This window comes from Nitrospira sp. Vd2, from assembly GCF_979581665.1.
Map to the genome: position 1 here is coordinate 26,383 of NZ_CEFZSK010000037.1, position 23,596 is coordinate 49,978.

Sequence of the window (23,596 nt, forward strand, 5' to 3'; positions counted from 1 at the left end):
AGAAGCGATGCGACGACTGATGAAAATAATCATTGGAGCGGGGATGTTGGTCGGGCTGATCTATGTCTACTATACGGAAATCAAACCGACCGTGATCTTCGGCCTCCGGTCAGATTACGCCCATGCGATTCCGTTTCAACGGATCCCTGCCGGCCTCGACAGCCTGCGCGCCGAATCATGCGGCACCTGCCACAGAGAAATCTACGAAGAATGGAAGACGAGCATTCATTCTCAGGCGTATGAGGACCCGTTCTTCCACGCCTATTGGACGAAAGACAAGCATGTGTGGGTCTGTCTCAACTGTCATGCGCCGTTAGAGAATCAACAAGCGACGCTCATTCAAGAGATCCCGCGGGCTCGGGTGGAAAAAGCCACGGAGGTTCCGAATCCCGGATACGATCCTGAATATCAGAAGGAGGGTGTCACGTGCGCCGCGTGTCATGTGCGGGACGGCGTGATCCTCGGCCCGTTTGACGATTCCGCCGCACCCCATCCGACCGAATTCGATCCGAACTTCCGGACGCCGCAACTCTGCTACCGCTGCCACAATGTGGTCTCGGGTCCCGCGCAATTCTATAACGTCGGCCCCTGCGGGACCTATGCCGAATACGAGGGCAAGTTCTTTATGAAAGAGCGGGGCATGATCTGCCAGAGTTGCCATATGCCGGAAGTCCAGCGTCCGGTCGCGACGGATGGCCCCATTCGCCACGGGCGACGCCATCTGTGGCGAGGCGGACACGATCCCGAGATGGTGAAACGCGCGGTCGCCGTTCAGGTGACCGCCGAGCCAGCCACGCCGAGGCCGGGCGAGGACCTGCAGGTGACGGTAACGCTGATCAACGCCGGGGCGGGACATAAACTGCCGACCGGTGATCCGGATCGCCATTTCACCGTGGAATTTGAAGTGGTCGACGGCAATCACAAGATTGTGAAGCAGCAATCCGAGACGATGGGGCGCTGGATCATGTGGCAGCCCGCGATCATTGAACTGTATGACAACCGACTGCTGCCCCTGGCCAGCCGCGAATACCAGTTTGCCTATCGCTTGCCGGCCAGCGTGGACGGGCTCACGCTGCGCACCCGTGTGCGGTATCACATTCAGTCCGAACGCCAACATCAAATGCTGATCGACAAGTTCGGGTTGACGGCGAACGACCCATATCGGTTCACGGTCTATGAGCAGGAAGTCCCGTTAGCGGGGAATCTTGCGGCGCGCCTGGCCAACCAAGAACTGGATTCCCGGCTGGGATGCCAGGCGGCTCATAACGGCTGAGTTTCTCGCCGTCTTCCATTCATCCCAATTTCCTTTTGGTCGGCGTTCCTCCCCCCTCTATTTTCTACGCATTCTCCGTCCCTGGCCGTGTGAGCTTGCGGGCGGGTATGCTGAACGTATGAGTCGAACGCGGGGAGGCAAGGCCGGATGCCGCTTGGGCGCCTCGTTGCGAGATCGTTCTTGCGCGGGCGTGCTGGCTCTCCTGGTTTTCCTGGTTTTCCTGGCGGGGTGCAGCACCACCTATCATCCACAGATTCGCCCAAAGGAGAGCCGGCAGACGGTGCCGGCGATTGCCGAGTTGCATCCATTCGAAGCGGCGCCGGGGTTACGATCGGGCCACGAGCACTATGAGGTCGTCGCGGACGGTGTGCGTCCGGCAAAGCCCAGTGAATTGACGGAAGCCATTACCGAGGCCATCCGGAGTGATTTGGGCGAGAATCGCGTCTTCACCCAGGTGGTGGCATATCATGAGCATCCGGATCTCGTTCTCACAGGACAGATCGGACGATTCTATGAGCATTATCGGCCGCAGATTTGGACCTTGATTCCCTGGGCTTCGCAACTCGCATGGCTCTTTGGCGCGAACACGTACCAGACCGACGGCGCCGTGGATCTCACGCTCATTGCCCTCAGTCCTGACGGGCAGGTCTTGGGACGGTATCGTGGCAAGGAGACATTTGGGGAGACGTTGACCCCGAACAAAGAGAATGGTCCCGGGGTCCGGCTGAATCAGGCATTGACCGAGGCGGTTCATCAAATTCGGCAGCAATTGGTGGAAAACCAGTCGGCGCTCCTTCGAGCAGAGCGCACGCAAACTCCTTGACCGGCTTCGTCTCGACGGGTGCGCCGGCATCCTTCACCATCCACCATCACGATCCGACGTGTAACCGTGGCTTCACATAAGCCGCCGCTAATGGATGGCCCTCGGTAGCGAGCACACCTATGGGCGGCCAACCACTTGACGGGAAGACACCCGCGTAGGTCTACAGCATATCGACCGTTTCTCCTGCGGCCGCCGTACGGTATACGGCGCCACCCTACAGACGCTCCGCCGCCGGTTCTCTAGAATCTTCTCACTAGCGCCCGCCGCGGACGAAACGTGGATTGGAGGAGTCGCGATGCCATCACCGCTTCCGCAGTTCATCCCGCCTTCCGCGGACCAAGGGAACTTGCGAGGAAACTTGATTGATATCATCCAACGGCTCTCCTTCGCTCGAGATCTTCCATCCGTCACGGCGATCGTGAGCGAGTCGGCGAAGCGCGTGCTGGGATGCGACGGCGCGACGTTCGTGCTGCGAGATGGCGAACAGGTCTACTACGTGGATGAGCGCGCAATCTCGCCGTTGTGGAAAGGGCAGCGATTCTCGATCGACGCGTGTGTCTCCGGCTGGTGCATTCGCCATCGTGCGACGGTCGTCATCCCCGATGTCTATACCGACGGGCGCGTGCCGATCGACGCGTACCGGCCGACATTCGTGAAGAGTCTGCTGATGGTCCCGATCCGCAAGGCCGACCCCCTCGGTGCTGTCGGCGCGTATTGGCGCAACCTTCATACGGCGGAAGCCACCGAGATCGCGACCTTGCAAGCCTTGGCGGACACGGCCGCCATCGCACTGAGCAACGTCGAGTTGTTTCAGGAGCGGGTACACGTCGAGGAGCGGCTCCGCGAGAGCGAGCAACGATTCCGGGCCATCGCGGAAGGCAGCCCCGTCGGCAGTGCGATCGCGCATAAGACCGACGGCCGGATTCTCTACGTCAACGATCAGTTCAGCCGCATGCTGGGCGGGCCACAGGAGGATTTTCTCGGTCGGCCGAGCACGGACCTCTACGCCGACCCGCACGATCGCGGCAGACTCCTGTCGCTCTTGTCCCATACGTCGCTCTTGCAGGATGTGGAGTTGAAGCTGAAGCGCCTGGATGGCCGCCCCCTCTGGGTGTGCGCCTCGGTTCACGCCCTCGAGGTCGATCACGCCCCGTCACTCCTGTTCGCGTTTGTCGACATTGCCAGACGCAAACAAGCCGAAGAAGCGTTGCTGCAGAAGCAGCGGGAACTGCGCGGACTGGCCTTCGAGCTGAAGCGCGTCGAGGACAAGGAGCGCCGGCACCTCGCGGCGGCACTGCACGATCAACTGGCCCAAGTCCTCGCGTTGTGCCAGCTCAAACTCGCCAACGCCAAGCCGCAGAACACCCGACAGGTGTTGTCCGAGATTCGAGCCTATATCGATGAAGCGCTGCGCGCCACACGAGCGCTGATGAGCGATCTTCGGCCCCTTCTCTTAGGACAAGCCGGAGATCTATCGACCGCCGTCGCCTGGGTCGTGGGAAAACTGGAGCGGCATGGGCTGCGGGTGACCGTGCGAGAAGAGCCGACGAATGCCGCCCTCGACGACGAGACGCTCCGGCTGGCGTACGAATCGATTCACGAGCTGCTCTTCAATGTCTTGAAACACGCGGGAACCACACAGGCGTCTCTTTCCGTCTGCACGGCGGAGGAGTCGCTGGAGATTGTCGTGGAAGACCGAGGAAGGGGCTTCGACCCTGGCGAAGCCCGCATCTCTTCATCTCAGGGTGGCTTCGGCCTGTTCAGCTTGCGCGAACGACTTGCGGTCGTGAACGGGCAGTTAGACATCGAGTCCTCCGTCGGCACCGGGACGACGGCCAAGGTGGTTCTGCCACTCCAGAGGAGGGCCCCCTTCCCCCACACCCAAACGCGGGACCGATCAGCCGTGCGCCATGTCGCGTCGAACGGCGGACACAGACGGATTCGCGTGCTGCTCGCCGACGATCATCAGATGATGGTCGAGGGTCTGCGTCATGTCATTCGCAGCGAGTCCGATATGGAAGTGATTGGCGAGGCGGCGGACGGCACGATGGCGGTCGAGCTTGCTCGAACACTGGCTCCTGACGTGATCATCATGGACGTCAACATGCCGCGGCTCAATGGCATCGAGGCGACAAGGCTCATCAAGGATGAGAACCCGCGGGCTCGCGTGGTTGCGTTATCGTCTCATGTCGAGCCGAATATTGCCGCCGCGATGAAGGAGGCGGGCGCGTCCGCCTATCTCGCCAAGGCGGATGCGTGCAGGAGTCTCTGTGATACGATTCGCGGGGTGTACGGCTGCGCCGCCATCCACGCGTAATTGCTGGTCGAGGAGGCGCGATGGATTCGCGGAAGGACTACTATGCGGTCTTAGGAATTCGCCGGAACGAAGCCGGCGAAGGAATCCAGGCGGCCTATCGCCGGTTGGCGAAGGCCTACCACCCCGATCGAGCAGGCGATCAAGGAACGCAGAAGTTTCAAGAAATCCAGGAAGCGTATGAAGTCCTGTCGGACCCCACCACACGGAAGGACTATGATGAGCGGACCACGACGAGACGGTGGCGAGCGCCGGAAGACCCCGAACCGCTGGTACGAGGACGGGCGGTGCGCATGCCGGCGCCCGAACCCCTCGTGCGAGAGCCGTTATGGATTGATGGCTTTCCCTCGGCCGCAGCTTCGCTATGTCCGTTCTGCCGATCCCCGAGAGGCTCGCCCTGCCGATTCTGCCTGCTCTCGGTCCTCTGGGACCGCACAATGAAGGAGTGGCTGGCCCATGACCTTCTGATCCTCAGCCGACGCTGGTCATTGTCTCCAACCACCCGTCCTCCCCGTGCCCGTAGGACTTCCACTGACAGACGGCTGTCAGCGTAGTTCCTATACTCATCCTTCTGCCGGCACGCCTCCCTGGTTTGGAGGTCCCATGCCCCGCGCATCCTGCTCGTCGATGACGATGTGGTCCTGCTCGATGCGCTCTCCAACACGGTGAAGGCCCGTCTTGGAGGGATCGTGGACACCTGCCCGGCGGCCGACCTCGCGGTCGACCGGACGAGCACGATCGATTACGACGCGATCGTCAGTGACATCAAGATGCCCGGCATGGATGGGCTCGCACTGATGCAGCAGGTGCTGCACCGGCGGCCCGGCACGCCGACCCTGCTGATCACGGGTCACGGCGATCGCGACCTCAATATCAAGGCCTTGGCTGCCGGCGCCTATGCCTTCATCCCGAAACCCATTGATCGCGATTTTTTCTTGGCCTGGCTCAAACGCGCCATTGAATTGCGGCACCTCACCCGTACCATCGAAGCCCAGAATCAACATCTCGAACAAACGGTTCGCGAGCGCACCGAGGCGCTGGAAGAACGGCACCGGGAGCTTCAGGCGGTCTTGGAGCGCGAGCGCAAGCTCATGGCGGCCGGGCTCGCCTTGGCGGAATCGATCGATCTCGACAAGACGTTGGCGCGGCTGGCCGATCTCATGGTGCCGGAACACGCCGACTGGTGCTTGATCGATCTGATTCAGGAGCGCGGTAGCATCTGTAAGCGAGTGGCCGTGCGCACGAGTCGACCGGACAAGGAACCGTACGCCGTCGAATTTCAGCAGAACTATGCGCCCGATCTCGCCCGGCCGCATCCCATGCTCTGGGCCGCGAGGACTGGGCAGACCGACTATGATCTGGATCTGGGGGACGACTGGATTGAACCGCGGGCCCGCGACGCGCGACACGCCTTCCTGCTGGCTCAGATGGAGGCGACCGCCCTGATCATCGTGCCGCTCCACATGCAAGGTCGCGTGGCCGGGACATTCTCGCTCGTTGCGTCCCGGTGGTCGGGACGCCGGTATACCGGGGAGGACGTGCGCTTCGCCGAGGAGATCGGCCGTCGCGCGTCGATCGCGCTGGAAAACGCCGCTCTGCATCAGCGACTCCGGCTCGAACTCGAGGAGCGCGAGCGGACCGACGAGGCGCTGCGGCGGCGGACCGAAGAGCTCGAGGCTACGATCCGAGCGGTTCCCGTCCCTCTCTGGATCGCGCATGACGAGGAGTGCCGGGTGGTGACGGGGAATCCCGCTGCCGATACGTTGCTCCATATGCCGGAGTCCAGCAACGTCTCTCAGCAGCCGGGCCCTGAACAGCACGTGAAGGTCGTGCATCGACGCGACGGCCGGGAGCTGCGTCCCGACGAGCTTCCGCTCCAGCGTGCCATCGCGACGAAGAACGCCGTGCATGTGTCCGAAATGGAGATCGTGCTGCCGGATGGACAGATCAAGGTCGTCTGCGGGAGCGCCGTGCCCCTCTTCCATCCCGATGGCCGGGGCCGTGGCGCCATCGCGGCGCTGCTCGACGTCACCGACCGCAGCCTGGGCGAGGCGAACATCCAGCGCGAGCGCGAACGGCTGACGCTCGCGCTGCATGCCGGCCCAGATGGGCGTGTACGAGAGCGATCTCGTGCGAGACATCCGGTGGTGGTCGCCGGAGCTGTACGCGATCTTTGGCGTGACGCCCGAGACATTCACCCCCACACGGAACTCGGTGCTGGCGCGCGTCCATCCGGAGGATCGCGAGGGCTTGGTCCGGCGCTTTCAAGAGGCGCTGGCGACTCGGCAGGCCTATGTCCACGACTTCCGAATCCTCAGAAGCGATGGAGCCGTGCGGTGGATCTGAAGCCGAGGCGAGGTCGTGTACGACGAGAGCGGCCGGCCGGTGCGGCACTTCGGTGTCGCCATGGACATTACCGACCGTAAACGCATTGAACAGGCGCTCCGCGAGAGCGACGAGCGGCTGGGGCAAATCGCGTCGGCTTCGGACTACGTCCTGTGGATGGTTGAGATGAACCCCGAGCGGGTGATCTATGTCAGTCCCGCATTCGAAACCCTCTGGCGGCGATCAGCAGCGGATCTCTACGCCGACGCCCGGGTGTGGACCGAAGCCATCCATGCCGAGGATCGGCCACGGGTGATTGCCACCTACGAGCGCTGGCTTGGGACCCTCGAAGCGGAATCTTTCGAGATCGAATACCGGATCGTGCGTGCGGATGGCTCGATCCGCTGGATCTTGGACCGGGGGAAGGTGGTCGGGCACGGCACCGGGCGCGTAGACCGATTAGTCGGCGTGGCGCAGGACATCACGAAGCGCAGGTTGGCCGAAGAAATGTGGCGAAAGACCGACACCATGCTGCAACGCGCACAACGGGCAGGACGGGCTGGGGTGTGGGAGATCGATGTCGTGACCGGCCGGCTCACGTGGTCCGAGGCCTACTACGATCTCTTTGGTTTGCCGCGCACGAGTGAGCCGTCCGTCGACGCCTGGCTCGGCTGCATTCATCCGGAGGACCGCGCCCGGATCGCCACGGAGTTCTACCGTGCGATGGCGGAAGAGTGCGATCAAAACATGGAGTTCCGGATTCTCCTGCCCGATGGCCGTATGCGGTGGGTGCATCGGCAGGGCCAAGTGGAGCGGGACAGCAATGGCCGCGCCCTCCGCGTCAGCGGCGTGACCTTCGACATCACGGAGCGGCGAGAAGTGGAGGAAGCTCTTGAATTCGTCACGCGTTTCCCGGCCGAGAATCCCGCGCTCGTCATGCGCCTGAACGAGGGGCGTGTCGTGAGTTTCGCCAATCCGGCCGCCGAACGGTTGCTGGCTCTTTGGGTCCGGCGGCTCGGGGACGACGCGCCGAGTGAAATGGTCGATGTGGCGCGCACGGCACTGAGCGAGGGCGCGAAGCGGAATATCGACCTCTCGTTCGACGACCGGACGTACAGCGTGACGTTCGCGCCGGTGCGTACCGCCAATTACGTCAATCTCTACTTCAGCGACATCACCGATCGGAAGCACCTCGAGCGGGAGCGGGAGGACCTCCTTCGGAAATTGACGCGGTCGCAGGAAGAGCTGCTGTCGAAAGTCGCCGATCTCGAACTCTTCCATGATATTGCCGTGGAACGAGAGCTGAAGATGATGGAGCTCGAGAGAGAGGTGCACCGGCTCAAGGCCATGCTGGCGAATTCGTGACGGTGCAGCGGCTCACGCCGCCCGCTTGGCGGCGACGGCCGCTTCGACGCTGAGCCGCCCAGCTCCGTAGACCCAGACGTACAGCAGCCCACCGAGGATCGCCAGGTTCTTCATGAGATGGAATTGTTGATCCTGAATGGCCGCATCGATCACGAAACTCATTGACGTCAGACGAAAGGTGATGGTGGCCGCTACGAGAACGACCATTAAGGCCGACGCGCACCCACTGACCCACGACCAAAAGCACCGCCCCTCCAATTTCCGCAAGAATACCGACGGCGACGATGACGCCCGTACCTCCGGTCAGTCCCATCGCCGCGGCGTACTTCTGCGCGGCGTCCGGGTTCATCAGATTCTTGACGGCGGACACGACGAAGATCAGCGCCAACAACATGCGCCCCAGCAGGGCGAGAGCCCCCTGCAGCTCGGGCGTCACCCCGACGTTCCGGTCTGGCGCCGTCTCCTCATCGCGTCCCCACGGCCCAGCGCCATACGCCCACACATACAGTAAGGCTCCGGTCATCGCCGTGTTTTTCAAGAAATGGGTGAGCTGATTCGGATCACCGACACGCGCATGGAAGATCGCCGTGACGATGATCATGAACGCGACCAGCATGATCGCGGCTTCGCGCGTCATAAAGCCAAGCGCCAGCGCCACCCCTCCTCCAATCTCAATCAAGCTCGCGCACAGATAAAGAATCATGGTGGCCACAGTCAGGCCGTAGGCCGTCATGTAGGCCATCGTGCCTTCGGGGTTGAGAATCTTGTGGATACCCGCCCAGACGAAGATGGCGGCGAGCAGGAGACGTGCGGCCGCACTCACGGGTCCTTCGTACAGGCCCACGATGCCTCCTGCGCTCCGCGCGCCTCGACGGTTACGGTTACGACTCCGTCTTCCAGAGATCGATGACGTGGCCCTCCTCGTTCAATTCCACCGTCACGCGCGTGCCTTCCTCGATCGGCTTGGTCTTCACTTCCATGCGCTCGAGTGGAAAGACTCGTTCCCCTTCCGGGGTCCACAATTTGATCTCTTGCTTGGTCTTGCCGGCATAGATCAGCTTGCCGGTCACCAAGCGGTGCGCGCCCTGCTTGTGCTTCGCCGTCCCATGGTGATCGATGACGAGATTGTCCTCATTGAGCCAGAGCGTCACCTGATCGCCGACAGCCGCGTCCTTGGGCGCCGTTTTCGCGCTGATCGTATAGTGTCCCACCGGGGTCTTGACGTACACGAGCCCCGACTGGATCTTGTCGACCACGCCGGTCACTGTCAGGTGATTCCCTGGCTTCATCTGGGGCTGATCGCCGATCTCCAAATCGACGTTGAACCGATGCACGTCGATGACGCGGCCCGCTTCGTTGAGCTCCACCGTCACGGGCGTCCCCTCTTCCAGGACCGAGAGCTTGGATCGGCCGCGTTCGACGGGGAGACTCACCTCACCTTCCGGGGTTTGGACCTTGATCTCCTTGTGATCGGCCGCGGTATAGGTGAGATTGCCCGTGATGTAGCGATGGCTCGGATGACTCTCCCCCTTCCGATGGACGTCGATGACCGCATTGTTCTCATTGACCCACATCTCGACTTGCTCGCCTGGCTTCAATCCCTCCAGACCGCTGGTCGCCGAGAACGTCATCGATCCCCACGCGGTCTTCACGAACGCGACGCCCGATTGCACCTTGGTCACTTCTCCTGAGATTTTCATGTGGGTGCCGGTCGGGGAATGTCCTTGGTCCGCCCAGACGGGGGCTCCGACGGCAAAGCACAGGACCGCGACACTGATCATGATCACACGCATGTTTCCCTCCTGGTGTTCTTGAGCGCGGTCTTTATCTTGCCCGGTTCCGCGTAGAAACGTAATCGGGACTCTGCGCAGCGGGGCGTAGGCCGAGTGCCGCGGCCATGCGCCTCGTGCGACCTACACCGGTTCCTGATTCTCGCCACCGCTCGCGCGCCTCACCCGATCTTGTAGAGTTCGAGGGAATGAGAGAGGGAGGACACGAGTGATGGCGACAGTCTATGAACGGCGACAAGACGTGACAAACAGGTTCTGCCGGAGATGCGCTGGAGGATCGTGCAGCGTTCTGACGACGGTCACAAGGGCGGCGGGCCATGGCAACGTGAGCTCTTCGGTTGGGGCGGCCAAACGCCCAGCGAACGCCTGAGCCCGAGCACCCGAAAGGAACTACGAAGAATGAGGCAAGGCGGCGCGGCAACACGCCGCCACGCCGCCCATTTGGCCGTTACGCGTCTTCGCGGTCGGGATTGTCCAGACGGAAGAAATTGCTGAGCGAGCCGTCGGTCTTGTGCTCTTGATACACGAAAATCAAACCCCGTTCATCAAACGGCTCGAACCATTCGTCCCAACTGATTTCCTTCAGGTCCTGGCCTCCGTAACCGGGAAAATTCAACCGCAGCACGCCCGGCCGGTGTTCGTGCTCGGTTCCTGGAACGGTCGCCGGTACGGCGCCCCGCTCTTCGGCCCACTGCATGATGACGTCATGGTTTTGCGTCGCGAGGGATTGTCCGGGCCGGTCTTCATGGTCGTCCACCGTATCGATCCATTTCGAATAGCGAACAGCCTTCGACGCGCTGTGAGACGCTGGCCGTGCCTTGCGCCTTTGAGTCTTGGTGTGCCGCGGCGTTGAGGCCTGTTTGACCGGTGCGTGTGCTCCGCCGCGCGACGCGCGCGTTCCCGCATTCGCGTGCGAGAGGACATCCTGGAGTTTCGTGAGTGCCTCCTGTGCCTTCTGTAAGTAGGCAATCGTCTGGTTGATGGTCCGCTCCGTCTTCGCGCTCCCTTGCGTCTTTGGTGTCGACGTCGGCCGGTGCGTCCTCGAACGATTCCCTCGGTGCGTTTTCGTCTTCATGGCCATGGCTACCCTCCTTGCCTTATCTCAGCCTCTACACGTCGCGAGCGATGGCCGACTATCGGGGCAGGGCGAAATGCCTTGTCAGGGTAACAACAGTAGAAAAGAGCTTGGCCGGAGACCATCGTAGGTTGCAGTCCGATTTCGCTCGCAAAGACGTGACGGTATGAGTGTGCTCGCTGTCGGCACAGAACAAAAGGGAGGCATCATGCACTTTGGAGTGGTTGGCTTGTTGGTGGTGGTCGTTCTTTTTAGCTTCACGGCAGCTCATGCCGACACGATCACGATCAACCCATCGTCGGTCGGTGGTCCCAATAAGACGTTTTCCGTCTCCTCAATGGACCTCTCGTACTCTTCGATCGTCAACCAATCGCTGAGTGACGGCTCGTTCACCGAAAGCGGCACGGCGATCATCACGCAGCTAAATGGGGCGAATGGCGCGCTGAAAGGCACCGGACTGAACAATAACTACGTGCTCTCCGCCGCGTTCTCGGCGACCGGGTTCGCGCAACCCGTCGGACCCGGCACATTTCAGGCGACGTTTCAGAGCTTCGATGTACGACTGTATGCCAATGCGACAACGCTGATCGGGCAGTCGACCGGCCTCCTTCCGAATACGAATAGCGCGACGATTACCTTTGACAGCGCGACACACGCAACCGGGACATTCGATGTCGCCTTTGGCTTCACGCCGGTCGGGAGCTTTTTCCGGTCCCGTATTAGCAATACGATCTTCGCCGGCTCGGGCGCGCTCACGAGCATCCACACCGGGACAGGGGAGTTGACGTTCCAGACGGCGACCGGCGTCTCGCAAGGGCTCCTCATCACCGGAGATTCGAGTGTGGGTTCGGTGGGTGGAGCGGTGATCGTGAATCCTGAACCGTCGAGCGTGCTGCTGTTCGGGTCAGGCCTGGCTGGCTTCGCCGCCGTCCGCGCCAGGCGACGCAAAGGGTGATTGACCCTTCTTCGCTATTACTAGCCAGATGAATCTTCGGAGCGGAATTACCCCGCGTGTTTAGGTAGATCGGGCCCGCGGCGAGGGTGCCGGCTCTTTTTCTACTCACCTCTCCAGCCACACCCGACGGTTACAACGTCCCCGGCGGCGGAAGAGACGTCAACCCCCGCAGATGCGAGTTCAACCGGGCCTGGTCCTGTTGTGAGGCGAGCAGAAACTCGACACCGAATCGAAAATCCGCCGTCCAGCGCACGGCTCCTAACTCGATGAGCACGGGATCGTCGCCTGTCAGGTGAAGGTTGAGCCGCAACTGGGCACCGGCCGGGACGGACGCATAGCCGCCGATCGCGCAGCCGTGCGGCGAGAGATTGTAGACCTGGCCGCTGCCCACCACTCGATCGCCCACATAGGAGACGGGACAACTCGTTGCGATCCGCGCCGCTGTGCGCCGTTCCATCCACCTTTCCTCTCTGCACGATAGCTACTTCACCGGTGAACGCAACAGGCAGGCCATGCCCTAAGTACATTTTAATCGTAGGCCTTCGCGTAGCGTTGCGTTCAAAAATGTTCAACCGGCGACTATTCCCTTGTGGTCGGACGCCAGGAACCCTTGGGGTAGTTTGGCCAGAAACGAGTGGAAAGCACCTGATCGGGCGGACGCTGTGGCCTCCGTTCACACGGACGCCACAGCCGCTGACATTAGGTCTTGAGGACGAGCGGGGCAAACGTGGGATGGGCCGCCATCGTCCGATAAAGCCCGTCGACCATCGTATCTGGCGTGATCTCTCTGCCGACAATCCGAGCATATTCCTCTTGAACGAGCGCAAAGAACTGCGGCTGCAACTCGGCCGGCACACCGAGCAGCGACGCGAGCGAGACGAGATGCTCACCAGAGCCTTGGACCATCTCCTGGGTCAGACTTTCGAAATTGATGCCGGCGAACACGTTGACCTTCTCGTTCTGGACGATCACTCCATCGTTGGTGCAACCCGATGTCCCGCTCGAAATGGCGAAGGTCTGCATGCCGGTTCCATTCGTCGTGGCTATCAAGGCCTGCTGGACAATGTGCTTCTTCGCCGCCGAGTCGGCCCAGAGCATCGCTCCGAGACCACAGCCGGGCCCGGTCTCCATCGTTCCTGCCGCCCACGCACTGCCGAACGGCGCACACAGCAGCACAGTCGCTACTAGGACGCTCTTCCTCATGTGTCCCTCCTTGCTGGCCCCTCAGGGCACAATTTCTTCCCGAGAATTACGAGCAGTGTAGACAGCGGCGGACCGCTGGGCCTATCGGGCCGCGGGGCCGATGCGCTGTACGCGCGCTCTGAGATTACGCGTAGGCAGACAGGCCTTCAACTTCGCGATCGATGAAGCGATAACAGGGAGGAGCGGCGTACCGGCATCGCTATCCCGCGATCCAGCCGTAGAAGCGCCGACTGGGATCGGGGCCTTCATCGAGATACCCCATCTTGATACGGCTCAGATAATCAGCGGGAACGTCACGCCGAACGGCGCCGACATCGACTCCGAACAGTCGCGCGGCGTTGAGCCCGAAGATCTGCTCTTTCACCGCACGAGTCACCGGCTGATATCCGTTCTGCTCGACGAGGCGTTCGGGAATCTGAAACCGCCGGAAGGCTTCGATCTGCCATTGCGGCGTGCCGTACCAAATCGAATCGGTCCCCCACAGCACGTGGTCGGAGCCGAACGCGGCGATCAGTTCGCCGAGTAAATGGGCGCAGATCTCCGGATGCGTGATCACCAACTGACCGAACGTCGAGCCCAGTTCCATGTAGATGTTCCCAAGCTCCGGATGGTCCCGCTTCAGACGACAGAATTCCGTTGACCACGGAATCTCCCCCGTTCGCCGGTACGTCTCCTCGATCGCCGCCGCGGTGCGGAAGCCCGAATGGTAGACGAGAAAATCGATGTCGGGAAAATCTTTGGCGGCTTGAATGAGGTCGCGCGGATGGTTGTACTCTTCTACCGGTCCAAGCGGCAATCCTTTGTGGACGCAGAGCCGTCTGACGCCGAGCGCCCGGGCCTTCTCCAGCATGGGATAGGCAATCCGCTCATCATCCATCCACCATCCGTGATCGACGCCGCGAGGCGGCGAGCCGGTGTAACACTTCCAGGCGTCAACTTTCAGCGTCTCGGCCTGAAACGCCATGAATTCCAAATCGGCCGCTCCCAACTGAGGCGTGACCAGCCCGTGCGCGAGCATGCGTTGCGATGCCGTCACGCGGTTCAACTCGTCCCGGATATGCGTCATCTCGCGAGGCGGAACAACGGCTTGCTGAGGATACGGACCCGGTGGCGTGCTGATGAGCGCGATCGTCGTTTCGCTATCCAGAAAGACTTCCTTCACGAAATTCTCCCATGACAAGTCGTCTCGCGTGCCGCGATCGTGCTGAAGCGCCGGATTGAGACCGGCCTCCCGTGCACGGCGGCGCAAGGCGAGCAGCGCGTCGGCTGTCACTGCCCCTTTGCGCGTCGCTTCTTCACGGCCGGGGTCATAGCCGGCTCCGACATAATGGGTCTGGACATCGAAAATAAAGAACGGATCGCCCTGACGTTCGCGAAACGCGGCGGCCTCAGCAAGCTCAATGGGCAAGACATCGAAGAACCGGCCGAACACCGTGTTCATCGCCAGCAATGAGGCGGCGACCGCGCCTGTCGTTCGAAGAAATTCACGCCGGCCCATCCCGAGCTGCCGTCGCGTCGTGTCGATCAACTCGCCGGCGAGGTGCTCAGAGTGCGATTGTGCGGCGGTCTGTGCGGGAGGCACGAATTCTTCATTGGAGACGATTTGAGTGGGCAGGCCGCCCGGCCAGCATCCGCCCTGACGAAACCTTCGTGGGTGACGATTCGGAGCCATGGGACAAGGATGGAACGAGGCGATTCTTGAAGAACGGCATGTGGCGTGTCAAGCGCCGACTGGTTGGGGGAAGATCGGGGATTCGAGCGTGACTCAGGGGAGGTGATAGGACACGGCGACGTCCAGAGCGGGATCCCCGTGATCGTCTTTGCCGTCCAGGCCGACGCTATACAACTCATGGGACGTCTGATTGACGAGCATGGGGAGTTCCGTGAACGGATCGAAGAACGATGGACCGGCTTGCGCCACGCGAGCCATCGGGTTGGGTTCCGAAGACGGTGCACGGAGGCGTGCCTGCAGGCCTGTCAGGCGGATTCGCGCATCCGTCTCCAACACCATGCCGCTGATGACCTGCCAATTCAACGGCGCGTCCGCGGCGATGAGGTTGTCGATGGGATTCAGCAGATAATCCGTCCAGGTCCGCGCGGGCGCATGGGCGAACTCGTAGTAGGATGGCATCTTCCCGCTGCGGGTCCACGGTGTCGTGGCGACACGGTCATAGTAGTCCGCGTACGCGTTCAGTGTTCGCTGTTTGGGCACCGGCATCCGCAGCACCATCGCCCCGGTGAGTGAGGGCTGCTCGAACCGCCGGCTTAGCCGGTTCTCCATGCGCTTGGTGTGAAGGACGAACTCATTCTGCACCGCCCATTTCATAGATCGCTCATCGGCGTCCAGTGGTTTCGCGATTCGAATGATTCGCTGAAGCACTTTGGTCTCTACGCTCGGACGCTGGAGCAAGCCGTTCAACACGGCCATATCATCGTCGATCGCGGCAACCGCGAGCATTTTCATCGCGAGTGTCCGCGACTGGCCCGCAACCTTCCTCCACGCCTGCACATCCGCTTCGATTCGATCCAGAACCGTCATGATATTTTGGCCAACCCCGTCGGCAAGATAGAGGCGGTGGATGTCAAGGATCTCGCCGCATGCCATCCCGCCGGTGTAGCCAAACCCCCAGTCATCAAACGGCAATGTCAACCATTGCTTGTACCGCGTCAGGCCGGTTCCTTTCGGATCAACCGTGCTGTGCACTCGCGCGGCATCGGCCGTCCACTCGGCCATCGGGTCCCGCACTTTGAACCAGCGCGATGTCCCGCCCCCTTCGTGCGGCCCGGGAATGATCAGCCGCCCTGTCGGGTCCTGCGTGAAGCACCCGCTGTACGGTGCTGGATGGACCGTTAACCAGCGATCGTACCCGATCCGCAGCGGATCTTGGCTCTCCTCTGCGTCGAACCCGAGAAGCAGCAGGTAACCATTATTATTTGGATCCTCGATCGCTTTCGGAGGCCCATTTCGGGTGAGCCGCTGAAACGTCTCACTCGGCTTTTCTTCGAGGTGCACCCACGTGCCGGCGACCACCGCGATGAGCAGAACAACCCAGACCACCATCGCGACGATGAGCGCGATCGTAAGACGCGTGAACGAACTGGTCAGCCACACCATTCGTTTGATCAAGAGCGCGATCTGCCCAGTGATGAAGCTGGCGAGTTGGCCGAGCACACCGGGACCCGGAGGCCGTCGCTGCCGCTTGGTCCCCTCCGCTGAGCTACTTTCTGTCGCCGACGGAACAGACGCGTTTCCCGTGACACGCTCCCAGTAGAGATCCGGCGACTTTGGCGATTGTCGTGCCGTATCCGCGATCGAAAAGGATGGTGTCGGTTGGGGCTCGGGTTCGCTTTCCACGAGCGGCTGACTCGTCGTCGAGGCGTTCCAATCCTCCGACGCGCTGACCGCCTCGGTAGGTGGTTCATTTGCGGCTTCTTCTTCGATATTCACGCTGGAGGCGGGCTCTTCGTGGAGTGCGGGCGGCGCCATAGTATTCACAGGGGGGAATGGCACACGATCGTCATCAGCTTCCCGGTCTCGGCCTTCGATCACAGGCGATGGCGGCATAACCTCGTCGTCTTCGTGATCATCCTGATCGAACGGTGCAACCGCCCCACTGTCCCCATCTTCGAGCGCAATCGCTTCTTGGGTGGGCGTAGCTCCCGCCGATGGCTCAACCTCTGGAGTTCCAACGTCGACGGAAGCTTCTTTGGTGTCTTCGATCTTTTCTCGGTTTGGCGATTGAGCCGAGGCGACCGGCATACGCGCCGCCACGCGGTTCGCGACAAAACTCGAGGGCGCTAGTTTGATGATCTTGGCAAACAGCTCTTGGGGGTATGCGGGACGCTCGGGGTCCGGATCGGCGAGAAGCACCTCGATGGCCTTTTCATACTCAAAGACGGCAGCCAGCGGATCGCCGGCCAGTTCGTGTGCCTGGGCGAGCAGATCCAGAAATGCAACGCACCGGGGAGCAGCGTTGAGGTACTCGCGCAAGAGCGACTGCGCCTCGGTGTACTCCTGCCGCTGAAACGCTTCCTTCACGAGCGTTTCGAAGGCGGTTCGGGCGGTCCCGAGGTTCCCGAATTTCAGCAAGAGAGTGGCCAGGAGGCGGCGCGCCTCCGCATGCGACGGGTCGGCGGCAAGAAGCTCCTTTAGGAGCGCGAACGAGCGGCTGTACTTGCCGTCGTTCATCTGTTTGAGCGCCTCTTGTAACAGATTCGCGGCCTTGTCGGTTCTCAATGTGGCAGACTCCTCGGGCGAACGCTGTAAATGTAGCACCGGATTGGGGGTTCGTCGAAATCGAGATGCGGCCGCACGAGCGTCAAGACGGAGGCTGCTGACCGGACAGACTAGGCCGGAGGGCCACTGTGTCGGCGGGGATTCCGATCAAGCGTCTCGCGGACCTTGCGAGCCAACAACTCCGGCGTGAACGGCTTTTGAAGAAATGCGCTTCCGGATGAGAGAACGCCATGATCGATCATCGCGCTTTCCGTGTAGCCCGACATATAGAGGACTTTAAGGTCGGGGTGGGCGGTGCGCAGCTCGTCGGCGAGCGCGCGCCCGCTCATTTGAGGCATCACGACGTCGGTCATCAGCAAGTGGAGGCGACCGCCTCGCTGGCCGCCGATCAACTGCGCCTCGAAGCCGTGTCGGGCTTCGAGGACCGTGTAGCCGAAAGACCGCAGCGTATCTCGGATCAGCACGCGGACTGTCGGCTCATCTTCAACGAGCAGAATGGTTTCCGTTCCGGACGGTACGGCGACGGGTGCTTTCGCAGCCTCGGCCACATCGGGGACTGGCTCGACGACCGGCAGATACAACCGAAAGTTCGTGCCTTCGCCAACTCGGCTCTCGACGACGATGTGCCCGTTGCTTTGTTTCACGATACCGTACACGGTCGCGAGTCCCAACCCGGTACCTTTCCCCTGCTCTTTGGTCGTGAAGAAGGGCTCGAAGATTCTCGCCTGGGTCGCCGCATCCATCCCGCAACCGTTGTCTTGAATCGACAAGACGACATAGCGACCCGGGGCGATGGGCCCGTCGACGGCATCGAAGGGTGTCGTCACTTCGATCATCACCGTCTCGATCGTCACTCGCCCGCCCTGTGGCATCGCATCCCGCGCATTGATCACGAGGTTCATGATGACCTGTTCGATCTGGCTTGGGTCGGCATGGATGCGGCCGAGGTCCGGCGCCAGCGCCGTGACCAAGTGCACGTCCTCGCCGATCAACCGCTGCAGCATCGCATCCAGCGTCTCGATCACGGTGTTGAGGTTCAGGACCTTGGGCGTCATGACGTGACGCCGGCTAAACGTGAGCAGTTGCTGCGTCAGCGAGGCGGCCCGGACGGCCGCTTTCCGGATTTCCTCGACGTCCGGGCGCACGGCATCGTCCGTCCGCAAACGACCGAGCAGAAGCTGACTATAGCCCGTGATGATGGTCAAAAGATTGTTGAAATCGTGCGCGATCCCGCCTGCCAATCGGCCGATCGCCTCCATTTTTTGTGCTTGCTGGAGCTGCGCTTCCCGTTGTCGAAGGGTTTCGGCCATGCGCTTGGGGAGCGTGGTATCGCGTGCGAGACCAACGATGGTCGACTCGCCCCCCTCGCTTGTTTCGGCGAACAGGGAGCACTCAACAAAAAGACACTCTCCGCCTTTTGTCCTGAGACGAAGCTCGACTAATCGTGACGTCCGTCCGCGTCGTACCGCATTTAATGCTTCGAACAAGACCTGCGCGTCGTCGATGTAGACTAAGGCTGAGAGCGGCTGACCGATCCATTCGGTATCGGACCACCCCGTCAAGGCTTCGAAGGCGGGGTTCAACGACAGGATGATCGAATCGGAGGAGAGTGAAAAGATAATATCGGGAGACAACTGGATCAGACGATCGAAGCGTCTCTCTGGAACAGCGAGACTGTGAGGATGCGCGCCTCCGGGAACCGTCATGGCCCTCTCGTAAATGGGGCAGGCGGCTCCACGCAGACCCCCGCCGCCACTGGAACTGATATAGAAAGGTACCTTCGGAGGTGAAAACTGTCCAGAAAGAGGGATTTCGAACGCTGGTACGAGAGAACCCGGCGAGCAGTGAATGGCGCGACAGCCATTCAGTGCTCACCGGGTACGACCCTGTCAGCCACAGACCATTTCAAAACGTCGCGCCTGTGCGGCAAACGCCTCCTGCAAGGCCGCCGACAAGACATCATCGATGGTTTCGGCAAAGATGAACGTCATATCGGCGCGGTTGTCTTCTGGGACTTCCCGAAGATCCTTCTGGTTGGCCTTCGGGAGAATCACCCGCTTGATGCCGGCACGTCGAGCGGCGAGGACTTTCTCTTTCACGCCGCCGATCGGTAGCACGAGCCCGCTGAGAGAGATTTCCCCAGTCATCGCCGTGTCGCTCCGTACAGGAATATTCAGGTAGAGCGACGCGAGGGCCGTCGCCATGGTCACCCCCGCCGATGGCCCATCCTTCGGGATCGCTCCGGACGGCACGTGGATGTGGACCGCATTTCGTCGGAATCGCCCCACATCGAGGCCCAATGACTCCGCGTGCGACCAGAGATAGCTGCGCGCCGCTTGTGCCGACTCCTGCATCACCTCACCGAGCTGACCTGTCAGAGTGAGGCCCCGGCCGCCAGGGAGCAGCGTCGCTTCGACGTAGAGCACGTCGCCCCCGGCCTCCGTCCATGCAAGCCCGGTCGCGACGCCGGCCGGCAACTTCTTTCGTGCCTCTTCCGGCATGAACCGCTCGGTGCCGAGCCAATCCGCCAATCGGTCGCGATCGATCCTGACCGGCTCGTTGCCGGCTTCGGACTCGGACCGTTTCAAGGCCACCTTACGAGTGAGCCGCCCGAGCATTTGTTCGAGTTGTCGCACGCCGGCCTCTCTGGTGTATCGGGCAATGATCTCGTTCAACCCCTTGTCGTCCAGCGTGACTTGCTCGTCCGTGAGCCCGGCTTCCTTCAGCCGACGCGGCCACAAGTATCGCCGAGCGATCTGCGCCTTTTCCTGCTCGCTGTAACCCGGGAGGCGGATGACTTCCATACGATCGAGCAGCGGCTGCGGAATCGGGTGCAGCGCGTTTGCCGTCGTAATGAAAAAGACCTGCGACAGATCGAACGGCAAATCCAAATAGTTGTCGCGGAACGTATGGTTCTGTGCCGGATCGAGGACCTCCAATAATGCCGCCGCAGGATCGCCTCGAAAATCACGGCCCATCTTGTCCACTTCGTCCAGCATGAGCACAGGGTTTTTGACCCCGGCTCGGCGAATGGCTTGAATGAGTCGTCCCGGCATTGCCCCGATGTACGTGCGACGGTGCCCGCGCAATTCCGCCTCGTCATGGACGCCGCCAAGACTCATGCGCTCGAACGTGCGTCCCATCGCGCGCGCGATCGACTGGCCCAGGCTCGTCTTGCCGACCCCCGGCGGACCGACGAGGCACAGGATCGGCGCCTTCGCACCCGGGTTCAGCTTCAACACCGCCAAGTGCTCGACGATCCGCTCCTTCACTTCTTGGATGCCGTAATGGTCTTCATCCAACACGTGGCGGACTCGGCCAAGCGCCAACTCGTCGGTTGAAGCCTTCGTCCATGGCAGCTCCAGGACCAACTCCAAGTAGTTACGAATGACCTGATGCTCCGGTGAGGCAGCCGGCGTCTTCGCGAGCCGAGCCAGTTCCCGGTCGGCTTCCTTCCGTACGAGCTCGGGAAGATCGGCCTTTTCGATTTGCTCTTTGAGATGCGCAAGCTCCGAATCCTCGCTTTCGGTCTCGCCCAACTCCTGCTGAATCGCCTTCAGTTGCTGACGCAAGACGTACTCTCGCTGGGATTTCCCGATTTCCGCCTGCGCTTCGCTCGCGATCTTGTTCCGAAGCTGCAACACCTGCACTTCATGAGTGAGGGACGTGTAGAGCCGGCGCAGCAGATCTTCCCGCGACGATGCCTCGAGGAGCGCTTGCTCGGCTTCGACGGTGAGGTTCAAAAGCGAGGCCACGCGATAAGCCAAGGTCGAGGGATCGCGCTCGGCATGTAATGCCTGAACCACCTCACGAATGCCGGGCGATTGAATCAACCCCGGCAGCTCGTCGACCTTGTCGAGGATCGCGCGATGCAACGCATCGATTTCCGCGCTCATATCAGAGGCGGATTCGAGTTGGCGCGCCCGGACGAACAGAAACGGTTCGTTCTGCTCCGCCCTCAACAGGACCAGCCGGTCGACGCCTTGCAGCAGCGTTTGCATGACGCCTTCATTGGTGCGCGCGACCTGCTTGATCACCGCCTTCACGCCGATTGTAAAGAGATCGTCAAGGGACGGCTCTTCGAGATCAGGGTTGCGCTGCGCGACGACAAGGATGGTTTTCTCTTCGGTCTTCAACGCGGCTTCAAGCGCCGCAACCGACCGGGGCCGGCCCACGGTGATTGGAAGCATCACACCGGGGAACAGCACCGACCGCTTAATCGGCAACACGGGCAAGGTCACAATCGGTTTCTCCAGAACTTGATCCACGGAATACCTCAAAGTTTAAGGGTTCAGAAACACGTGCTACGCGAGGTAACCATGATTCTTGGAATGGAAAGGGGCTAAGTCACGACCGGTCTGTGCCGGCCGCGGATGACAGCAGTCTGGTGGGGGAATGGAATGTGAGCCGGCGTTCAGAGCGAGCGGTCAAGTCGACGGAAGGGCGGCGCGGCGATACCAACACCGCGCCGCCGCAGATATATCGATGTCAATTGACCTGTCGCGACCGCCACAAGCCAAGCGCCGCCAAACCCGTGCCGAGCAGCAGCAACGTAGCTGGCTCGGGAATGACAGGCTGGTTCTGGGTCTGGAAGGTCAAATTGCCGGAGCCTTGAATCGTTCCGCCGGTGAAGCTTCCAAACGTGAATCCGCTGACGTTCGTGTTGTTGCCCGCAAAGTCAGCAATGTTCAGCTGGAACGGCCCGCTGAAGAATCCGCCGACCGGTTGGAAATTGACGACAACGTGGAAGTCACCCTTGGCAAGGTCCGCCCCGAACACGTGTGCTTGCCCGCTGACGAGACCCGTCGAAGTCCCCACCTGTGTGCCGTTGGCGAACAGATCGAGCTTGAACGATGAGAATGTGGCCGTCAGGCCCGTAGACCCCGTCAGAGGCACAACGGTCCCGGCACCGCTAAATTGTCCGGTCAGCGTATAGCCAGGGCTCTGATTGAGTCCGCTATTGATGACGGGAGTCGTGAAATCAGCTTGCTTGAAATTGCTGAACGACCCCGTCCCCGTCTCTTGAAAATTACACGGGTTCGCCACCGTACACGTGCTCGCGCCCCCGGTCGTCTGTTGGTTGACCGTGGCTTGATAGCTGAAATCGACGGTTCCTGCTGTAAACGAAGACTGCGGCGCGCCCACCACCCCCGGATTCACTTGAAAATTGACCGGGGCGGCAAATGCAGCCGTGCTGACGAGCGCAAGGGCCAGCGTCGCAAGGCCCGTGCTCATCATGCGGCATCGTACACCCATAAAAATCCTCCTTTCCTCGTCGACCGGGTTGAATGTCGGTCGGGGGTGAAAGGAGCAGGCAGTGTGCCACAACCATAAACTATTGTTTAAATGTCAAAAATCTTGCGTTTCTACCAACCAATGGATGTGAGACTTACCTAGCTGTCACCTGCCCCTTGCACTGCTCGCCTGTAGCAGCAAGGCCCCAATTAATTAAGTTGGCGATTTGTTATGACAATTTAGACATTGCCTAAGGACTAATGCATTGAACGGGAGGGCAATGTATGTCAACGGCAGCAGCGGCCAGGAGATGAGAGCAGACTGGTCAGCGTCCGCGGCCAGACCTTCGCGATGTCTTCAACGTTGTGGCGGTACTGACCAGCGATTAGGATGGACACGAGCACAGCTGAGGACCGAATCGACGCGGCGAACATAGGAGACATCGGAAAGACAGGAAACACGGACGCGGAACCGACATGGGCAACGCAAAGCGGGAGCAGCCCTGCGGACTGCTCCCGACTCTTGCTAGCCGGTCATCCGTTTGACATTCGCACCCGGGTTGACGGCTCGTACGCTTTGTTCCCGCTGAACCGGCTGGGCCTCCTCTCCGGTCATCTCGCACGTGCCATCAAACGTGACCCCTTCCTCAATGGAGAAAATCGGGGCCTGGATGGATCCGCTGAGCACCGCCGGCGCCATCAGCTTGACCCGCTCTGTCGCGATCACATCCCCGGTGATTTTGCCTTTGCTGATGACCGTGCCCGCCTGAACTTTGGCGGTAATGACCGCTTCCTCTCCCACGATCAAGACACCGTTGGTTTGAATCTCACCGTCCACGCGGCCATCGACGCGAACCGTACCTTCGTACGCGATCGCCCCTTTGACCTCGACGCCCTTCCCCACAAAGGCGATGATATCTCCGCTCGCAGTACTCGCCTCCCCGGCGGCCGATTTTGGCGCCGGAGTTTCACCCTCTTTCTTCCACATACCTGCCCCCTGTC

Annotated in this window: 18 protein-coding genes; 7 read left to right on the forward strand and 11 right to left on the reverse strand. The window is 61.2% G+C overall.

The annotated features are described in order from the left end of the window. Nucleotides 1-7 precede the first annotated feature (7 nt). The 6 genes from AC1U7K_RS13610 to AC1U7K_RS13635 all read left to right on the forward strand — a co-directional run bounded on the left by AC1U7K_RS13610 (nucleotide 8) and on the right by AC1U7K_RS13635 (nucleotide 8,100). On the forward strand, nucleotides 8-1,273 hold the full coding sequence (locus AC1U7K_RS13610; RefSeq protein WP_480251970.1) for a hypothetical protein: 1,266 nt from the start codon (nucleotides 8-10) through the stop codon (nucleotides 1,271-1,273). Between the two features lie 118 nt (nucleotides 1,274-1,391). Then, a complete protein-coding gene (locus AC1U7K_RS13615) occupies nucleotides 1,392-2,096 on the forward strand; it encodes a hypothetical protein (RefSeq protein ID WP_480251971.1) in 705 nt (234 codons plus the stop codon). 295 nt (nucleotides 2,097-2,391) lie between these two features. Next, nucleotides 2,392-4,413: a response regulator gene (locus tag AC1U7K_RS13620; RefSeq protein WP_480251972.1), complete on the forward strand. Its 2,022-nt coding sequence runs from the start codon at nucleotides 2,392-2,394 to the stop codon at nucleotides 4,411-4,413. Nucleotides 4,414-4,433: 20 nt separating this feature from the next. Beyond that, a complete protein-coding gene (locus tag AC1U7K_RS13625; protein ID WP_480251973.1) occupies nucleotides 4,434-4,964 on the forward strand; it encodes a J domain-containing protein in 531 nt (176 codons plus the stop codon). A 63-nt stretch (nucleotides 4,965-5,027) separates the two neighbouring features. Beyond that, complete coding sequence (locus AC1U7K_RS13630) at nucleotides 5,028-6,836, forward strand: response regulator (RefSeq protein ID WP_480252201.1); 1,809 nt, start codon at nucleotides 5,028-5,030, stop codon at nucleotides 6,834-6,836. Then, the gene (locus tag AC1U7K_RS13635) at nucleotides 6,772-8,100 is read left to right on the forward strand and encodes a PAS domain-containing protein (protein ID WP_480251974.1); all 1,329 of its coding nucleotides are present in this window, start codon (nucleotides 6,772-6,774) and stop codon (nucleotides 8,098-8,100) included. The genes AC1U7K_RS13630 and AC1U7K_RS13635 overlap by 65 nt, the downstream gene beginning before the upstream one ends. Here the strand turns inward: AC1U7K_RS13635 and AC1U7K_RS13640 are convergent. The 3 genes from AC1U7K_RS13640 to AC1U7K_RS13650 form a co-directional block, all read right to left on the reverse strand. After that, nucleotides 8,075-8,944: a DoxX family protein gene (locus AC1U7K_RS13640; RefSeq protein ID WP_480251976.1), complete on the reverse strand. Its 870-nt coding sequence runs from the start codon at nucleotides 8,942-8,944 to the stop codon at nucleotides 8,075-8,077. The two genes, AC1U7K_RS13635 and AC1U7K_RS13640, sit on opposite strands and share 26 nt — an antisense overlap. Before the next feature lie 37 nt (nucleotides 8,945-8,981). Beyond that, nucleotides 8,982-9,893: a hypothetical protein gene (locus AC1U7K_RS13645; RefSeq protein ID WP_480251978.1), complete on the reverse strand. Its 912-nt coding sequence runs from the start codon at nucleotides 9,891-9,893 to the stop codon at nucleotides 8,982-8,984. Between the two features lie 445 nt (nucleotides 9,894-10,338). Then, a complete protein-coding gene (locus AC1U7K_RS13650; protein ID WP_480251979.1) occupies nucleotides 10,339-10,971 on the reverse strand; it encodes a hypothetical protein in 633 nt (210 codons plus the stop codon). A gap of 202 nt (nucleotides 10,972-11,173) precedes the next feature. Between AC1U7K_RS13650 and AC1U7K_RS13655 the strand changes: the two genes are divergently transcribed. Then, a complete protein-coding gene (locus AC1U7K_RS13655; RefSeq protein ID WP_480251980.1) occupies nucleotides 11,174-11,920 on the forward strand; it encodes a PEP-CTERM sorting domain-containing protein in 747 nt (248 codons plus the stop codon). Between the two features lie 130 nt (nucleotides 11,921-12,050). On the opposite strand, the gene AC1U7K_RS13660 is transcribed toward AC1U7K_RS13655, so the two are convergent. From AC1U7K_RS13660 to AC1U7K_RS13695, 8 genes are all read right to left on the reverse strand, one after another. After that, complete coding sequence (locus tag AC1U7K_RS13660) at nucleotides 12,051-12,377, reverse strand: PilZ domain-containing protein (protein ID WP_480251981.1); 327 nt, start codon at nucleotides 12,375-12,377, stop codon at nucleotides 12,051-12,053. A gap of 242 nt (nucleotides 12,378-12,619) precedes the next feature. After that, on the reverse strand, nucleotides 12,620-13,123 hold the full coding sequence (locus AC1U7K_RS13665) for a DUF3015 family protein (protein WP_480251982.1): 504 nt from the start codon (nucleotides 13,121-13,123) through the stop codon (nucleotides 12,620-12,622). A gap of 199 nt (nucleotides 13,124-13,322) precedes the next feature. Beyond that, nucleotides 13,323-14,705, reverse strand: a complete 1,383-nt coding sequence (locus AC1U7K_RS13670; RefSeq protein ID WP_480251983.1) for an amidohydrolase family protein — start codon at nucleotides 14,703-14,705, stop codon at nucleotides 13,323-13,325. A 183-nt stretch (nucleotides 14,706-14,888) separates the two neighbouring features. Continuing rightward, nucleotides 14,889-17,360, reverse strand: coding sequence for a tetratricopeptide repeat protein (locus tag AC1U7K_RS13675; protein ID WP_480251984.1), 2,472 nt, complete (start codon nucleotides 17,358-17,360; stop codon nucleotides 14,889-14,891). Between the two features lie 110 nt (nucleotides 17,361-17,470). After that, entirely contained in the window at nucleotides 17,471-19,066 is a 1,596-nt protein-coding gene (locus AC1U7K_RS13680; RefSeq protein ID WP_480251985.1) for a hybrid sensor histidine kinase/response regulator, read from the reverse strand. A 183-nt stretch (nucleotides 19,067-19,249) separates the two neighbouring features. Further along, complete coding sequence (gene lon / locus AC1U7K_RS13685) at nucleotides 19,250-21,628, reverse strand: endopeptidase La (RefSeq protein WP_480251986.1); 2,379 nt, start codon at nucleotides 21,626-21,628, stop codon at nucleotides 19,250-19,252. Nucleotides 21,629-21,848: 220 nt separating this feature from the next. Then, complete coding sequence (locus tag AC1U7K_RS13690; protein WP_480251987.1) at nucleotides 21,849-22,616, reverse strand: PEP-CTERM sorting domain-containing protein; 768 nt, start codon at nucleotides 22,614-22,616, stop codon at nucleotides 21,849-21,851. A 504-nt stretch (nucleotides 22,617-23,120) separates the two neighbouring features. Continuing rightward, on the reverse strand, nucleotides 23,121-23,582 hold the full coding sequence (locus tag AC1U7K_RS13695; RefSeq protein ID WP_480251988.1) for a bactofilin family protein: 462 nt from the start codon (nucleotides 23,580-23,582) through the stop codon (nucleotides 23,121-23,123). Nucleotides 23,583-23,596: the final 14 nt, after the last annotated feature.

Bases quoted from the DNA above. Each gene is read 5' to 3' on its own strand.
- AC1U7K_RS13610 (WP_480251970.1), top strand. From the start codon at position 8: ATGCGACGACTGATGAAAATAATCATTGGAGCGGGGATGTTGGTCGGG.
- AC1U7K_RS13615 (WP_480251971.1), top strand. From the start codon at position 1,392: ATGAGTCGAACGCGGGGAGGCAAGGCCGGATGCCGCTTGGGCGCCTCG.
- AC1U7K_RS13620 (WP_480251972.1), top strand. From the start codon at position 2,392: ATGCCATCACCGCTTCCGCAGTTCATCCCGCCTTCCGCGGACCAAGGG.
- AC1U7K_RS13625 (WP_480251973.1), top strand. From the start codon at position 4,434: ATGGATTCGCGGAAGGACTACTATGCGGTCTTAGGAATTCGCCGGAAC.
- AC1U7K_RS13645 (WP_480251978.1), bottom strand. From the start codon at position 9,893: ATGCGTGTGATCATGATCAGTGTCGCGGTCCTGTGCTTTGCCGTCGGA.
- AC1U7K_RS13650 (WP_480251979.1), bottom strand. From the start codon at position 10,971: ATGGCCATGAAGACGAAAACGCACCGAGGGAATCGTTCGAGGACGCAC.
- AC1U7K_RS13655 (WP_480251980.1), top strand. From the start codon at position 11,174: ATGCACTTTGGAGTGGTTGGCTTGTTGGTGGTGGTCGTTCTTTTTAGC.
- AC1U7K_RS13660 (WP_480251981.1), bottom strand. From the start codon at position 12,377: ATGGAACGGCGCACAGCGGCGCGGATCGCAACGAGTTGTCCCGTCTCC.
- AC1U7K_RS13665 (WP_480251982.1), bottom strand. From the start codon at position 13,123: ATGAGGAAGAGCGTCCTAGTAGCGACTGTGCTGCTGTGTGCGCCGTTC.
- AC1U7K_RS13680 (WP_480251985.1), bottom strand. From the start codon at position 19,066: ATGACGGTTCCCGGAGGCGCGCATCCTCACAGTCTCGCTGTTCCAGAG.
- AC1U7K_RS13690 (WP_480251987.1), bottom strand. From the start codon at position 22,616: ATGGGTGTACGATGCCGCATGATGAGCACGGGCCTTGCGACGCTGGCC.
- AC1U7K_RS13695 (WP_480251988.1), bottom strand. From the start codon at position 23,582: ATGTGGAAGAAAGAGGGTGAAACTCCGGCGCCAAAATCGGCCGCCGGG.